The sequence below is a fragment of the Helicobacter heilmannii genome (genome assembly GCF_001283065.1).
In the GTDB taxonomy this organism is placed as follows: Bacteria; Campylobacterota; Campylobacteria; order Campylobacterales; family Helicobacteraceae; genus Helicobacter; species Helicobacter heilmannii.
Genome location: NZ_CDMK01000003.1, coordinates 1 through 15672 on the forward strand (window position 1 = coordinate 1; position 15672 = coordinate 15672).

Annotated in this window: 11 protein-coding genes and 1 pseudogene; 2 read left to right on the plus strand and 10 right to left on the minus strand. The window is 47.2% G+C overall.

Annotated features, from left to right (window positions below):
• Window positions 1–2000: pseudogene (locus AOG36_RS06550) on the minus strand (hypothetical protein); the annotation flags it as partial.
• Between the two features lie 107 nt (window positions 2001–2107).
• Between AOG36_RS06550 and AOG36_RS06555 the strand changes: the two are divergent.
• Entirely contained in the window at window positions 2108–2764 is a 657-nt protein-coding gene (locus AOG36_RS06555; protein WP_015106639.1) for a hypothetical protein, read from the plus strand.
• Window positions 2764–4428, plus strand: a complete 1665-nt coding sequence (locus AOG36_RS06560) for a hypothetical protein (RefSeq protein WP_053825751.1) — start codon at window positions 2764–2766, stop codon at window positions 4426–4428. The genes AOG36_RS06555 and AOG36_RS06560 overlap by 1 nt, the downstream gene beginning before the upstream one ends.
• Window positions 4429–4699: 271 nt before the next feature.
• Here AOG36_RS06560 and AOG36_RS06565 read toward each other — a convergent pair whose 3' ends face one another.
• From AOG36_RS06565 to AOG36_RS06605, 9 genes are all read right to left on the minus strand, one after another.
• Window positions 4700–6439, minus strand: a complete 1740-nt coding sequence (locus AOG36_RS06565) for a portal protein (RefSeq protein WP_015106643.1) — start codon at window positions 6437–6439, stop codon at window positions 4700–4702.
• Window positions 6440–7206: 767 nt separating this feature from the next.
• Window positions 7207–7434 (minus strand): hypothetical protein, encoded by a 228-nt coding sequence (locus AOG36_RS06570; RefSeq protein ID WP_015106644.1) that lies wholly within the window; start codon window positions 7432–7434, stop codon window positions 7207–7209.
• A gap of 2 nt (window positions 7435–7436) precedes the next feature.
• Window positions 7437–8216, minus strand: coding sequence for a terminase (locus AOG36_RS09115; RefSeq protein WP_238374889.1), 780 nt, complete (start codon window positions 8214–8216; stop codon window positions 7437–7439).
• A complete protein-coding gene (locus AOG36_RS06580) occupies window positions 8216–8551 on the minus strand; it encodes a hypothetical protein (protein ID WP_015106646.1) in 336 nt (111 codons plus the stop codon). Before AOG36_RS06580 ends, AOG36_RS09115 begins: the two co-directional genes overlap by 1 nt.
• Entirely contained in the window at window positions 8548–9393 is an 846-nt protein-coding gene (locus AOG36_RS06585) for a hypothetical protein (protein WP_053825752.1), read from the minus strand. Before AOG36_RS06585 ends, AOG36_RS06580 begins: the two co-directional genes overlap by 4 nt.
• Window positions 9393–10673, minus strand: coding sequence for a hypothetical protein (locus AOG36_RS06590; RefSeq protein ID WP_053825753.1), 1281 nt, complete (start codon window positions 10671–10673; stop codon window positions 9393–9395). The genes AOG36_RS06585 and AOG36_RS06590 overlap by 1 nt, the downstream gene beginning before the upstream one ends.
• A gap of 229 nt (window positions 10674–10902) precedes the next feature.
• Window positions 10903–12441: a phage protein gene (locus AOG36_RS06595; protein ID WP_015106649.1), complete on the minus strand. Its 1539-nt coding sequence runs from the start codon at window positions 12439–12441 to the stop codon at window positions 10903–10905.
• A complete protein-coding gene (locus tag AOG36_RS06600; protein WP_053825754.1) occupies window positions 12441–13076 on the minus strand; it encodes a hypothetical protein in 636 nt (211 codons plus the stop codon). Before AOG36_RS06600 ends, AOG36_RS06595 begins: the two co-directional genes overlap by 1 nt.
• On the minus strand, window positions 13073–15672 hold a 2600-nt coding region (locus tag AOG36_RS06605; protein WP_162200205.1), incomplete at its 5' end, for a coiled-coil domain-containing protein. The genes AOG36_RS06600 and AOG36_RS06605, both read right to left, overlap by 4 nt.

Sequence of the window (15672 nt, forward strand, 5' to 3'; positions counted from 1 at the left end):
AGCTCTTTTCTAAAAGCGCGGTAGTTCTTAGGGTCTAGTTGGATTTTCGTGTCTTTAGGATAAAGCTTGGCGATGATGTCTTGAGTCGCTTGCTCGTAAGATTCTTTGGTGCCCTTTTCTAAATTGTCTAAAATGCTTTTAATGCCGCTTTGGCTCACATCGAATTTTTGCAACTCATTTTGCAGCTTCTCAGTGGTGGTGTTTAAAATGTCTTTCAAGGCCTTTTGGGCTTTGGGGCTGGTGTTGGCCGCCTCTGTCATGAAGGCCAATAAATCCCCGCTTTCATCGGCCCTAACTTGGCGCAATATCGCTTCTTGTGTGGCCTGTTTGTTGTTTAAAAACAGCCCGTCCATGATCGCGTTGTAAGCCTTGTAGATTCTACCCTCGCCAAAGGTCTTTTTAACCAACTCCTTAGCCGGCACTTCTCTACGACCTAAAGCAACACCTCCGCCAAACTCTTCGCCTGCGGCCTTGATCGCGGCTTGTTGCTCGGAGGTAAAGGTGTTGCCGATGATGTTTTCAATGCTTTGACGGTTGCCGCTAAAAAAGTTTTTAGTCCAGCCCACGCCGGGAATGTAGTTTGTGATTTTATCCCAATTGGCGTGAGCTAGCCCCCTAGCTAAAGGCCTTAAGGCTTTGGCTAGCCCCAAAGTGGCAGAGTCAGCCACCACAGAGATCAAGCCATCTTCGATCAACTTGTGTTTGATCTCTTCAAAGTTGTGCTGTCGTTTTAAAATGACATCGGCGTAAAGAGAATCGGCCACCGAGCCTAAAGAAGTGCCCAAAGCCCCCCCTGCCACCATCCCTAAAACAGGAGCATAAGCGCTTTTGCTCTTAGCCCCCAGCTCAAAGCCCGCCTTAGCCCCTGCAATGCCCCCGGCTATGGAGGACATATTGCCCTTCAAGAAGGTAAAAAAGTTGTCGATGAAGCCATCATTAATGCGGTAATACTGCCCATCTTTGAGCATGTAGATGTTGTTTTCTTTGTCGGTGTAAGCCCCCTCAAACCCATTCGCGCGCGCGATCGCATCCAGCCCTTTAGCATAGTCTTTTTTCTGCTCTTGGCTCGCCCCAAAAAGCGCAGCAGATAGACTGGCCGCGCTGTGCCTGTCTTTGAAGAGGTAGACTGATTTTTGTACTTCTTTGGTGAGATCCGCGCTCTTTAAAACTTCTTGGTATTCTTTGAGGACTTTTTTAGGGTCGCCAAACTGGTCGATGATGTTTTCTAAAAAATTGCGGTCTTTAAAAATTTGGTGTTGCTGCTCTTTGGTGAGCTTACTAGGGTCTTGCACTTGTAAAATGCTGTGGCGCATTTTCTCTTGCTCATACGCCTGCTTACCGCCTTCAAACACGCCACTTACAATTTCTGCCCAATCCAAAGGGTTAAACGCGCTTAAGTTGGCGCGCTTTTGGCGGGCTAAAAAGTCTTGCACGGGGGCGGGCAAGCGCTCGTAAGGGAGGTTGTGCTCAATGCCCATTTGCACCAAATCTTTAAACGCCAAGTTTTCTTCTCTCTGCTTTTCGTCTTGAAAGTCGAGCGTGCTTAAGGCCTGTTTAAACCAGTTGGAGCCGCTTTGTAGGGCTTTGGCCTTCTCTTGGATTTGGGCTAAAGCTTCTTTGGCATCTGCAAACTTAGTAGGCTTTGCTCCTGTAGGGGCATTTTGGGGCAAAAGGGGGATGAAGTTGTGCGCTTTAGGCTCGGCTTCTTTGGTGGGGGCTAAATCAAGGCTCTTTTCAATGGGCGTATGGGGGGCTTCTGGGGGCGGGGGTGTGGTTGGGGTTTGCTCTTTAGGCTTTAAAGGCGCAAAGTCCAAATCTGCAAAACTCACAAGATCATGGTAAAGGGCGTTGGTGATTTGGGTGGGGTTTAGCCCCTCTTTTCTATAAAAGTCTTCTAACTCTTGGTAATTAAAGTTGTTCTCATTATTTTTAACAAAGTCTAAGACCGCCTTCTTGCTGATCCCATCTTGTCGTAATCTTTCAAAATCTAAAGTTGCCATATTCACCCTTTAGCCCCATTTTAGGGGAAAATGAAAGAATAAAAAAGGGTTAACCCTTGCAAGGGTTTTTCATCTATGCTTAAATGCAAAAAACACAAAGGAAAGCGATGGCAAAGAAAAAAGCAAGCCAAACTGAAGAAGAGTTGCAAGAAGCAGCAGAAGACACAGAAGAGCAAGCAGAAGAAGAGCAAGAAGCAGCAGAGGCCGTGGTGGCACACGACTCTAAGGGCACTTGTAAACCCGATCACCAATACGCCGTGATCCAAGATAACCGCGTGGTCAACATCATTAATGGCGCAGACTTGCCCGTTTACAACAAGGACGATCTCAAACTCATCGAGCTACAAAAAGGCAAAGAAAAATTTTACGGCGTGGGCTCTGTGGTGGTTAATGGAGTGCTGCAACCACTGGACTTAGCCACGGCCAAACGAAAGGGCTTAGAGGAGCTAAACGCGGTGTTTGATGAGAAAGCCGCCCAAATGCAAGAAGATTTTACGCCCTTTGAAGAGGTGTTGACCTATGAGCTGCAATACCAAGAAGCGCAAAAGTTTAACCAAGACAACACCGCTCCCACGCCCTTTTTAGACACACTGAGCCAAAGCAGGGGCGAGGATAAAAAAGCCCTTGTGTCTAAAATCCTGCAAAAACACCAAGACTACACCCTAGAGCTTGCGAAATTGATGGGCAAGCGGCATAAACTACGGGACAAAATCCAGCAAGCCAAAAACCTAGAAACCCTGTTTAAAGTGGCGATCGAACTTTAATGCCTTTAACCTTTGGTAGAGAGGGCATTTTTGGCCGTGAATACCAATCGTTTTATAAAAAGAAGGTGCGCGAGCGCTCCAGCATATACCGCAAAATCCGCGATGAATACGGGCTAGACATCCCCGAGTGGGCGATCATGCACCACGCCAAAAAGGCCGCGAAAGCCGAAGCCGAAAAACATTTTATGGTCTTCACCGACATTTTCACCAAACCTGAAAACCTGTTTAAATTTTTGGGGGCGTTGTTTGAAGCGATCTTTTCCATTGTGGCTGGGGTGCTGGTGAGCGTTTTTACTTTGGGCATTGGCACGCCTTTAGGGGCTACGGTGGCCACAATTGGCGTAGCAGGCGGGGTGGCCACAATCGCGGGCACAATGGCGGGCATTCTCATAGATGAAGAAATCAAGGGCAATGCGGCTTTTTACAGCGGCTCGGTGAGCGGCTTTAGCACCGCTAAGGCCTTGTTAGAAGAAGCGCAAAAGATGGGCGCGCAAAAAACAACAAGGCTTCTCATCTACTCTCCTTATGATATTTTCCCTGAAGGCAAGATTTATAAAGCAGAAAACCCGGGCTCGTTAAGCTACAAGGCGGGACTAGAAGCCCCAAATTGCATGAAGGGCATCAACAACGGCTATAACAGCAATGGACTAAGCGAAATCATCGGCACCACGCAACACAAATACGGCCCGGGAAACGCCCACTACGACAACATCAAAAACCCCTTTCCCGATGCCAAGTTTCAGGCAAACGAGGAGTACATCAAAACCGCCCTAGAAAATAAAATCAAGGAGCGCATGCAGGCGATAGAAAAAGGCTTTGCCAAACTAAGCGCAGAAAAGTTTGGGCATTATGACCGCAAAGGCTTTGTGCGGATCGTCAACCACAATTTAAAAACGATGGTGCACACCCGTATTGATGGCTACAACTCTTGGCGTTTCCTAAAAAAGATGGAGTTTTACCACTACGGGCACAGACTGCCCCTATTTGACAATATAAAAAAACCCCCGCTGGTGGATGTGCCCTTGCACGAGGATGGGCCTAAAGGGTATATCCAAATCAAGGGCGGGCATTATGAAGACAAATTTTTCACGTTCGATGATACCTTAATCATCGGGGCGGATGGGCAACTAAAAGACATCCAAAGACAAAAAAGCGTGTACAGCAAATACAATAAGCAGAGCGAGTGGCATGATAAAATAATTGGTACTAAAGACAAACGAGAAGCCTACATCAACTACTGGGAGAGCAAAAAGAACAAGAACGCAATTTTATACAAAACCCAACACAAAGACCCCCCCAGAATGGGTGCAAGAGCCCAACACTTCAAGGCCATTAGAAACAACACAGAGGCCCAAAACGCCCTAAGCGATGAAATATACGAGCGCATTAGGCGGGCTTATTCTCAGTGGTGTTATGATTATTGGCAATGCTTTGGCGTGCATTTTTTAGACGCGACAGAAGGAGAGCGCCCCTTTAACCTAGCCCAAAAGCGGGCCAAAGAAGCGGGCATTGATTTTCAAGCCGTGTTTTTCTGCACCAACCAAGAAACACTAGCCCCCTATGAGCAAGAAAAACAAGACTTATTCGACTCTTTGGCAACCGCGATGGAGTGGGCGGCAGAGAAAGAGTACATCAAAATGGACAACGGCGCAGATGAAGATTAATTTTAAGCGGTGTTTAAAAAAATAAAAGTTAATATCCAGCGTGCGTACAGCAACCCTTGGGGTCTTTGTGGACAACTCCTCACTTCTCCACAAAGGCACACTTCCTTAAATCCATTTAAGCCTAGAATCGTCGAGCAAATGCATAAGCGTGTCTTTACACGGCCCTAACGGTTTAGCTGGATTCTAGCACTTAAATAAAACTGAAACAAAAAACAAATTAAACCCCCTAGCTAAAGCTAAGAGTTTCAAAGCGCGCTGGAAAATGCTGTGGCTAATACTCCAAATGCTGGGCGGAGGGGTATTTTTGCCACTTAGAGCCTTTGGGGGTGTTTTGCGGGGCGGGGTTTTGGGCGTGCTGGACTTGGGCGATTTGCTCTGTGGTGGTTTGGCTTTGCACCAGCTCACCTTGTTGCGTGTATTTATGCGCTTTGGCCTGCAATTCGATCACCTGCGCTTTTAATTTCTCTAATTCTAAAGCCTGCAGCTGCTCTTGATAGGGCGCGCTGGCCTGGGCCTGTTTGGCTTGGGCTTCTTCGGCTTGGGCCAGCACCTCTTGAATGTCAGCGATAATGGGGCTGTCCATGTCTTTAAGCATTAAGGGCAGAAGATGGGGCACTAGATCGGGGCGTATTGGCCCAATCACCTTTAAAAGCTCATTCCAGTGGCTAAAGCGCTCATCCTTGCTTTCGGTTTTAAGTTGGGTTTTGTAGATCAAATCAAACTTGCAGGGCTTAATGCGGTTGTTTTCACTAGAGTTAATGCTAAAGTAACGATCGCCCACTTTAGGATCGACAATCCTAAAGACTTGTTTTTTAGTGAAATAGTGGCTAATGAGCGATACGGCTAGCTCAAAGATCAGCTTGTCCATGTCATCGCTCACCTTTAAAAAATTCTGCAGCCCCATTAAACCGCTTTCCCGCCGCTGCGCGATCGCCACCCCGCTTTGGCGGTTAATGGCCATGCCTAAAGATTCATCATTTAAGCCCGCTAGGATTTTCAGCAAGTTGCGCTTTTGCTCGCTCTTTTGGCTTAAGGCCGCGATGTCGGCTTGGTTGTTTAAGAATTGGATTTTTTGATCTTTCAATGCCCCGGGGCGCACTCTCACAATGGCGTTATCTAGGCTCATGGTTTCTACAAACTCATCGATGTTGATCACGCTGTCTTCTTCAAACATCGCCTTAAAAGAGCCCATCATATTTCCCATGCGGTTTTCGGCATAGTTGATGTAATCTTGCATGGGCTTAACATCCCTAAACAGCCCATAGTAATTGCCCTCTTCATCGGTGTAGAATTTGGCCACAATGAAGGGGTGCATTTTGTTTTTAAAGGGGGTGGGCTCGTGTAAATAAATGCCCCCCTCTTGATTCCACAAATAACGATCCCACCCGTGTTTTTCCTTAACCCACGATTCGATGATGATCGCCATGCGCTCATCATCCCCCCCATTGTCATAAACAATTTCCACGCCACCCAAAATATCTTTGGCATTCTCTTCGGGCACTTGCATCACCTTGTGCAATCTTCTCGCGTCTAGGGCATTGCTGTCCGTGCTGAAGGCATCGATGATGAAACTTTGCGGGTCTAAAGCCTTGATCTCAATGTCGATATTGCCCCCGCCATCATCCACCGCCCACAGCTCCACCACCGCCAACCCGCCCATGATCAAATCCTTATCCCGCTTGATCATTTCCTTATCGTAATTTTTCTTTTGGGAAAAGTATTTAAGAAGGTCGTTTAATAAATCCGCTAGAGGCTTGTCTTCTTCTTGGCGGGGCGTTAAACGGACTTCTTGAATGCTCTGTATCTTGTAGCCCATGATTTTGTTGACAATCATTTTATAAATGTTTTCCACAATGGGCGTTTGGCCGCGCTCGGTGATGATGGAGAGCACATCTGGGGGAAGTTGGTTGCCGTGGTAATAGGCTTTGGCTTGTTTAAATTCTTGAATAGATTTAGAGGCTTTGTCTTGGTCTTTTTTGAAATCTCTTAAAAGGGTGCTAAAGTCTCTCAAAATAAAACCTTAAAAAAGCCCACCGAAAGAAACAAAACCTTGGAAGTTCTAAGCACTCTTAAGGTGGGCAAGTTCCGTGTAAGAAGAACACGCAAACTATAGCAAAAGCGCGCAAGAGTTGCAAGGGTTAATACAAAACACCACTATTTTAGGGCACTAAGGCCAAAGTGGAAATAAGTGCAAAAAAGACCATGGGGGAATTTAAGCTGTGGTTTGGCACAATAACCCTAGCATTAGCCCACCGCACTTAAGCGGTGCAAGCGTTTAACGCTTGTGTTGAGCTTAATGCAGTTGTTCCGCGAAGACAACTACAAAAGCTAGGATTATTAGCAGTTTAGCCATCGGTTATCTCCTTTCTCGGGAGAAAACGCGATGCGTTTTTTGCCCACTATCTACCCGCCCCCTACACAAACAAGTTAAAAACCCATTTGCAGGACGCCAATCGCGGTAAAGATAACCAAGTGCCAATAACTCTATTCTACCAAAGCTCCCTTAAGTGCGGACAAAAAAGACCATGGGGGAATTTAAGCTGTGGTTTGGCACAATGGTTTTAGCTCTTGCCCCCCTTTGAGGGGGTTTAAGGGTGTTAGTGCAAAGTTTGGGTGAACACGAGCACTATCGCTAAAACCAATAGCAAACGCATGTAGCCTCCTTGTTTGGGGGTCCCACATGCCTACCCTCCCACATAGGCCACGCCCCCCAACCCAAACAACAAGAATAGCCACAAGTGCCAATAACTCTATTCTACCAAAGCTCCCTTAAGTGGGCTATTTGGGGGTTTCTTGGGGCTCTTGTTTAGTGCAGTGCTCCAAATCTTTTTCTAAAATTTCCACATACACTAAAAGTTCTTGCAGGTATTCTAGGGTGTCTAAATCAGCAGAAGGCCTAGGGGCTTTTTTGACATGGCATTTTGTGGGCAAATAGACCTTTTGATAAACCACAGAAGGGCTACAGCCCACTAAAAATAAAGCGGCAAGCAAAGAGCCAAGCCGCAAAATTAGCCCTGCTGCTCTTCTTCGAGGGTGTTGGCCAACTTCAAAAGCTCGTCCGTGGTCATTTTGCTGTAATCGTTTTGCATTTGCGGGGCGGGTAAAACGCCCTGTTCTTTGCCAAAAAGGCTAATTTTCAGGTCGGCAAACATCTTAGCCACCTTTTCAGCCGCCCCGATGATGACTGGATTGCCTTTAGGGTTGTCGGCATTGTAGGCGACCATGCGCATGAGCTCATCCTTAGCGATCACCGCGCTTAGCAAAATATTTTTATTGATGTAGTTTAAATTCATCGCCTTCATCAACAGCTCATCGCTGGAGGTTTCTAGCAAAGCTTCAAGCACAATGGGATCAAGATTAGCCTCTTGCAGTTTCGATCTAATGCTGTCTTTAATTTCTTCTTTCTTGGAGCCGATGAAGGTGTCCACGCTATGCGTGAGCATGCTATCTGTCAACACCTCCACTTCTACTTCTTTGGCCACTTTATAAGGCTCCCACTTCCCCTCCTTAGCCCATTTGCCGACCGTCTCTGCAGAAACGCCAAATTGCTTGGCCAAGTCTGTTAAGCTGATCTGGTGCGTTTCATAATACGCCTTGCATTCGACTTTCTTAGCCTTGTAGCCTTCAGTTGTGTAGCGTTTCCACTGCTCAGAAACCACCCACTTAGCGATCGTGCCATAGGGGACTTGGTGCACCCTAGAAAGCTCGGCATAAGTCGTTTGCGTGCTCTCGTATTGTTGGCGCACCGCTTCTTTTTTATCTGTATATCTGGCTGGTCTACCGCCCATTAACAATCCTTTAAAAACACTGATAGAGAAAACGCCGTGCGCGCCCCATCCCATCTCTCTAAAACAAGCACGCGCACCCCGGGCAAGAGCGTTAAGATCACCACCCGCCTTTTGCCAACATGGTTTCCTTGGTTATCAATGTCTTGGGCATCTCCCCCATTGATGATTAAATTATACCTGCCATCGCTGGTGGATAGATGCAGGCTGCACCCATTCCGGTAGTAGGTGTAAGGGTGGGATTGGATGTCAAAGATCAGATCAAAAGGCGCATTCGTGTTGTTTCTATAGCCCCAATCAAAGGCGTTATCGGTTTTAAAGACATAACCGCTCATCATTGTCCTCCTATCTTGCTATAAGTGTGCTTGTCGATCTTGCCATTGGTCTTTTTGATGTAGTCGTTTTTTTGGCGGTATTTATTTAGGGCATCTAGGGCTTCTTTGGGGATTTTCCCGCCCAAAGCCTGCACTTCCCCCATTTGCCGCATTAACAACTTAAGCTGTATGCTCTGCGCTTCGCCCATTCTAGCGGTGTTTTCCTCCTTGCCCCTAAAACCCGCGTCAATAATGTTTCTTGCATCGTTCACCGCTTGGTTCGTGATCTTGCCCCCGCCATTGATCGCGCTCGCTAAAGAGTAAACATATTGCCCCATGGCTGTCATAAACTCTGCCGTATTCGCATTCACCCCAATAATCCCGCCCGTCATCTCGTTTAATTTGCGCCTAAGCCCGCTGTAAATCCCGCTGTTCTCTTGAAACTTGTTGATCAAACCATCGCCCAAATCTAGGGCTTTTAGGGTTTGGTACATGTTTTGGGTGGCCTGCGTGCGGTTGGCGATTTTTTGGCGCAACTCTACAGAGCCGTTAACCTGGGCATTTAAGTCGATGCCTAGATAATTCTTAGCTAGGTAGTAATCAAACATCGTTAAATCGCCCGTTTTCACCCGCCTATCTAAATCTTTAATGCCCGTGCTGGCACTGCTGACCACTTGTTCGTTTAAATCGAGAGCAGGTGGCGGGGCTTCTTTGGTTTGGGGGGTTTCTTTAAGATAGCCGCTTAAATCGGGCATTTGCTCTAAAGCAGAGCTTAGGTGGCTTGCCGAACTTGCCCCGATCACTAAATTTTCATCCGTGGGCAATAATGTCCCCGCGGTGTGGGCTAATTGTGAGATCGCGCCCATTAGCGATCCCATAAATGGGCTTTGGTGCCCTTTTTCTTCACTTCTTGCACTTCAATGATGCCTTTTTTGATGAGCTCTTGGCGTTTCAAGCCCATGCGTACTTTGTTATTAAACTCCAACTCCTCTAATTTTTTATGCCGCAAATAAGCGGTTTCTTCTTCTAAAATCTTAAGGGCGTTGCTTTGGATCAGCGCGCTTAAGTGCAACTGGGCTTCTAATTGCATTTCCCTAAAAAGCCGCATATTGTTGCTCTCTTCAAAGAATTGCTTAGCCAAAAATCTAAAGCGCGGGGGCGTGGTGCTGTCTAAATGCTCGTTTAAAATAATGTCTAAATCCTTTTCAACTTGCCCAAAAAACCCCTCTCGTTTTTCGTGTAAAAATTGCGTGTCTAATCTGTCTAACGCCAACCGCAAAGGCTCTGTAAAGTCCTGCTCTAAAACGGCGCTTAGCCGCTGGTGCAACAAGTCCATAAAGCCCTGTGTTTTCTCCACAAAAACGGTCATCTCTTGGCCTAAAGCCTCTTCAAACGCGCCCTTGCCATCTTCTTGGACCAAGAGCGCGGCCGCTTGCATTTCTTGCTTGGCTTCTTCTTTAATTTCTTCAAATTGGCCATAAAGCGTGGCTTTTAGCTCTTCTAAATCTTCTGTAAGCCCCGCTTTAAACTCTTGCAGGGCCGCAGACTTGAGCACGCTAAAGCCAAGCTGGGCTTTTTGTTTGGTGTCTGCCAAAAGCTGGCGGCTCTTTTTCTCTAGGCTTTGGCCCGCTTTGCTTAAAAAGTCTTGTGTATCTAATTTGATTTGCTCTTTCAAATCCTCTAAAAGCGCGGGTTTGTCCTGGGAATAAAAGTCTTCTTGCAGCGCACGGGCGCTCATATGCATTTGGCTTAGGGCTTCTTGCCCATAGTGGTTAGCCATTTGGCTTAATTTCTCTTGCAGCGCGCTTTGCATAGCCGCGCTTAAGCGCTCTTCAAGTTGCCGTTTATGCACCCCGTTTATAAGCCCGCTTAATGCTTGCGCTTGGATACCCGCTTGCAACTCCTGCAGCTTTTCTTCTGTTTTGCGCTCTAAGATTTGGGGCAAATTGGCATCCACTCTGGCCGCTTGCATTTGCTCTCGCACCCTTTGGGCAATTTTGGCATCCAACGATTCCATGGCCGTTTTGAAACGGGCATCAACATGCGTGATGAGGGTGGTTCTGGCCTGCTCTAAAAGGGCTATGCTCTCTTGTCTGGTCTGTTTGTTGGCTTCTAAAAGCTCTTGCACTTTGTTATAAAGTTGCATCAACACCTCCAATTAACAGAAGTTTCCCATTTTAAGCAAAAAGCCCACCCAAAGCAAGGGTTAAGGCCTGCCTTGAATGGTTCAAAAAGGAGTAGATGGAGGTTTAAAAGCGTCTTAAGTTTAAATGCTGATTGTGTGGTGCAAGCACCACACGGCAGAACCTAAATCCCAATGCATGTGAATTACAACGAGCCCGTGCGCATTCTAACAAAAGAAACTTAAAATTTTTTTATATGCGCCAAGTGCGCCGTTTATAAACGCCAGATTCTCTAGCCGTGGAAGGTTGCACGGGAGCGGTGGCTTCTGGGTGGGCTAAACAACTTGCGATCGCGTCGATGCAATCGTCCTGCCTAAAAGGTTTGTCCGGATTGAAGCTAAAAAGCTCCTTTTTGATCTGCTCTTGGTTGTGGCAGCTGTGGGCAAAGACCAAAAAGCCCGTGTTGTAAAAGGGGCGGATGGCCTTGATTTTCTCAACCTTGCTCACCTTGCGGCTGGGCGTGTAGCAATAGATCAAATCGTTTAAGGGGGCTTTGCCTTGCTCCTTGGCGCGCTGGTTGTGTTTGACCAGCTCCACGAGTAATAGGCGGTGCAAAGTGAGCCCCCCGCCATCGCTTTCGATATAGGTTTTAGCTTCCAGGTAGCGGCTCTTTGCTTCTAAAATGCACGCCATGGTTTGCTCTTCGCTAAACACCCCACAAAAGCAATCCATCACCACAAACCGAGAAGAGCCCTTATAATTTTCCACCCCCACCACCACCACGGCGCGGTTATCTGCGCTCTCTTTCAGGCTAATGGCGTTGTCCACAAAAATATACACATTAGCTTGCCCCACTTCGTGCAAAAAGATATTTGTATACAATTGCTCATCAAAATACCCCCCGCTTAAAGCGATGGGCTCTTGCTGGTATTGTGCACTAAACTCGTCATTGCCCATTTGCAATTTTAAAGCCTGCAGCTCGGCTAAGTTGTGGCGCGCGGCAAAAAGCGGCTCATTAGCCCCCCGCTCATAGCTAAAATCTTTAATGCTGTAGGTTTGGGCTTCTTCATTCAGGGCTTGCAATTTCACCACTTTCCATTTTTCAATCGTCTCTGGGTCAAACTCCCGATCGCTTTGCAAAAACCCGCATAAATCATTCAAGCCCAGCCGCTGCATTAAAATCGTGATGTTGCTCTCATTGTCCTGCAAGCGGCTAAGCACACTTTCTTTAAAGTTAGAATTGACGCTTTTAACCGCCGTTTTGCTCGCCATTTCGCTTACTTTGATCGGGTCATCGATGAGGATTTGGTGGGCGTGAAAGCCGGTAAGCGCGCTTTTGAGCGTGGTTACAAAGAGCCCGCCGCCTTCTCTTAACACGAACTCTTGGGCGTTGTCTTGCAAAAACTCTAAAGGCTCTGGAAAAACTTGAGCGTAAAATTTGGACTTCATCAAGTCTCTTACTTGGTTGGCGATTTTGCGGCACAAGTCGTCAGAGTAGCTGATGTAGAAGAATTTGCGCGCGCGATTAAGCCCCAAACTCCACGCGATAAAGCACCTTGCGATGATCTCGGTTTTTCCATAGCTGGGGGGCATGTTGATCATAAGCCGCGTGATGAGCGCGCCATCTGCTGTGCTAGGCTGGGTGCACTCTAGGACTTTACACAAATATTTGATGTGCCAGCTGTCCATGAAGGGGGCTAGGTTATAGCGCTCCCATTTGAGCTTGACAAAGCTGTAAAAATCTTTTTTAGCCAAAGCCCTTAACACCAGCTCCTTTTGTATCCCCTGCACTAGCCACGCTCCATAGGATTAAGGCTGTAATCCCCAAACTTTGGCGGGGCTTTGGGGTCTTTGAAAAGCTGCAAGGGCTTTTTTAAAGAGGGTTTGGTGCCCTTAAAGCCCCCGCCCACTTGTTGCATGAGGCGGTTTCCATAGACCATGGTCTGTGGGTCGGTGCTGCTAGAGGCGATAAAGCCGCGCATGTAAGTGTCGGCATTCGTGTTGGCGGTTTGCGCACCCTTGTAGGCCACATCCGCCCTAGTCCTTTGCTTTTCTAAACCATAACTGCGATCGGCCTGTTGTTTGTTAAACCCGAACGATTGTTGCCATTGCTTCTCTTGGCTGTTTTGCTGCCGTTTGGCCAAATCTAAACGGGCTTTTTCAAGGTCTAAACGATCGGCGTGCTCGGCTTGTTGTTGCTCAAAGGCCGCTTGTTTCAAGCCGTGCTCTTTAGCGTCCTTTTCTTTTTGGTAGTTGAATTGCTCGGCGCTTAGGGCTAGATTATGGTATTTGCTGGCCATGTTGGCTAAATGCCCTTGGGTGTCGCTAGTAACTCTGGCTAAATGGGCGTGGGCTTGGGCTAAATTGCCGATATTTTGCACCATTGCGGCTAGAGCGCCCCGCCCCGCCGTGATGTCAGGGATCATGAACTTCTCCTTAAACTATAAGATAGGTGCACAATCCCCCCATCACCCACACTGATATTAAGGACTTCGTCGCCCACAAGATTCACAAAAAGGGATCGGCTTTTTCTAGCCTGCACGGTGGCAAATCTGTCAAAAGAAGTTGCAGCGCTATAGCCCCCCTGCACAAAGGCAAAACAAACATCGATGTCCACGGGCACGCGCCATGTGGTGTTACAGCGGTGATCCCAAAATACCCAAGAAAAAGGCGTTTGGCTATAAGCGCGGCCTTTAAGCTGGTCAATTTGTCTTTGTAAATCCGCCACGGGGGCCAGCACGCTGTTTTGCTCCATTTCAAAGATCAACGAGCCTTTAAGTTGCTTCAAATTGTAGTCCACTTCATCGTATCTTGTTTGGATATTGGCTTGCATTTCTTCTAAACGGGTGTGGCTTTGGGTGTAACTGGTCTCTAGCGCGCTTGTTTTTTGGGTGTAGCTGGTCTCTAAAGCCGCGCTTTGTTGGGCGTAGCTGGTTTCTAGCGCGCTGATGTTGGCTTCTTTTGCGTCGTTAAAGCGCGCGATCTCATGATCCACCCTTTGTGTGAACCCCTCGATTTTTTCAAGATTGGGGGCGTTTAAGCGGTCGATCTCTGCTTGCACCCCCTCCAACTTCAAGCGCGCGTTTTCGTTAAAGCTGGCGAATTTGGCATCGTGGTTGTCATTGTATTCTCTAAACTTCTGATCGTCATTCGCGTCGTAGTCGGCCATTTTCTGCAAATGGTTTTCATTATATTCTCTTAGGCGCTCGTCGGATAGCGTGGTGAAACTACCCCGTTTTTGGGTGTAGTTTTTGTCAAACTCTTTTGTTTGCTGGGTGGCGTTTTCATTATAGGCTTGGATTTTGCGATCGATGGTGTTTTTAAACGATTCTAGTTTTTCCATATTGCCTGTGTTGAAGTCTTGCACTTCTTCTTGCACTTGGGCGAGTTTGGCATCGGCCGCGCTCATGTACTCTTGGATTTTATCGGCCGTGTGCTGGGTGAATTCTTCCATTTTAAGGAGGCTGGTTGTGTCAAAGTCGGCCGCGTGCTGATCGTAGTTTTGGTTGTAGGCGGCCAGTTTGGCTAGGTGGTTTTGGTTGTATTCCTCGAGTTTTTGCACATCATTAATGCGGTATTCTTCAAGGCGCGCGTCTGCTTGATCGTTGTGCTGCTCTAGGCGCAAATTGGCATTGTTGTTAAACTCCTCAAACCTTTGCGCGTCGTTGTCATTATAAATTTGGAGCTTTTCCTCGTGGTTGGTGTTGTAGGCGGTGGTTTTATCTAGATCGTTTTGGTTGTATTCCTCGAGTTTTTGCAAGGCAGTTGCATTGTAAAGGTCCAGCTTTTCCTCGTAATTTTCTTGCACAGAGATTTTTAAGGCTTCTAGGTGATCGCGCACCCTTTGCACTGCCTGCACAGCTAGTTTGGCTAGCTCCACTTGCGACAACACGGCTTGCTCAAATTCATTAATTTTTTCTTCAAGGGCACCTGAAAGCTCATTTGCCCTCTCTTCAATGCCCTCTTTCAAGGCATCGATTTCGTCTAAAATTTCGGTTCTTTTGGCTAAAAGCTTGGTTTGGATATCTGCTTCTAGCGCGCTTATGGTGGTTAGAGTTGTGGCGGTGTTTTCCTTAATGCTGTTTAAAGACTCTTTGGCAAGCTCTTTAATCTGTTGGATATAAATGCGCGCTTTCTTATTGGTCTCTAAAAGCTCTTGTTTGGTGTCCTCTAGGCTTTCTAATTTCTCTAAGAGGGCTAACACCATGTTTTTCATCGCCAAAACTCCATCCGCGTCTTTGCCCACCCGATCTAAGAGTTTCTTTACGATCTCTATTTGGGCCAACACCAGATCAAAGTTTTTCACGATCAAATCGTTGTTGCGCAACATCACGGCGTTAAACTCGTCAAAGTAGGCATTGTAATCGCCGATTAGAGTTTTGATGTAAGCGATTTGGGCGCTGGCAAAATTCACCCCGCTTTCAAGGTCTGGTTTGATGAGCTCGGCTTTGGCGTATAAATCTTTGAGGGCTTGAAAACTGCTTAAAATGCGGTGCACGCCCTGCAAACTGAAATAGATTTGCTCTTTCCAATTGTCGTTTTTGCTCAAAGACTCCTCTAAGAGCCGCATAAAATCTTCTTGGATTTGACCCGTGCTGGGCAAGTCTAGCTCTAAATCAGCCAAACTGGCCAAATCAGGGGGGCGGGGCAAACCTTCTAGATTCTCAAAGGGGGTGGTTTGTTTGGCGATGTCTAGGGCTAGATCGGCCTTGTCTTGGGCGGCTTTGACCTCTTCTAGGGCGGTGTTTAAATGGGCGATCTGCTCTTTTGCCGCTTCATTTTGCATTTGGGCATCGGCTAGTTTGCCCACCCCATCTTGCAACTCGTTTTCAAACGCGGCTAGCGACACGCGCATAAGAGCTAGCGCATCTTCTGCCCTTTTGATCGCCTCTTGATTCCTCTCTAGGGCTTCTTGCTCCTCGTGTGTCAGCTTAGTTGGCGCTTCTTGGGCTTCTTCTTGCGCTTCTACCTCTTCTTGCTCTTCTGTCCCTTGCTCTGCTGCTTGCGCTTGGGCTTCTTGGT

What these genes read in the sequence shown, in the direction of transcription:
- AOG36_RS06555 (WP_015106639.1), top strand. Translation starts at nt 2,108, where the DNA reads ATGGCAAAGAAAAAAGCAAGCCAAACTGAAGAAGAGTTGCAAGAAGCA.
- AOG36_RS06560 (WP_053825751.1), top strand. Translation starts at nt 2,764, where the DNA reads ATGCCTTTAACCTTTGGTAGAGAGGGCATTTTTGGCCGTGAATACCAA.
- AOG36_RS09115 (WP_238374889.1), bottom strand. Translation starts at nt 8,216, where the DNA reads ATGGGCGGTAGACCAGCCAGATATACAGATAAAAAAGAAGCGGTGCGC.
- AOG36_RS06580 (WP_015106646.1), bottom strand. Translation starts at nt 8,551, where the DNA reads ATGATGAGCGGTTATGTCTTTAAAACCGATAACGCCTTTGATTGGGGC.
- AOG36_RS06585 (WP_053825752.1), bottom strand. Translation starts at nt 9,393, where the DNA reads ATGGGCGCGATCTCACAATTAGCCCACACCGCGGGGACATTATTGCCC.
- AOG36_RS06590 (WP_053825753.1), bottom strand. Translation starts at nt 10,673, where the DNA reads ATGCAACTTTATAACAAAGTGCAAGAGCTTTTAGAAGCCAACAAACAG.
- AOG36_RS06600 (WP_053825754.1), bottom strand. Translation starts at nt 13,076, where the DNA reads ATGATCCCTGACATCACGGCGGGGCGGGGCGCTCTAGCCGCAATGGTG.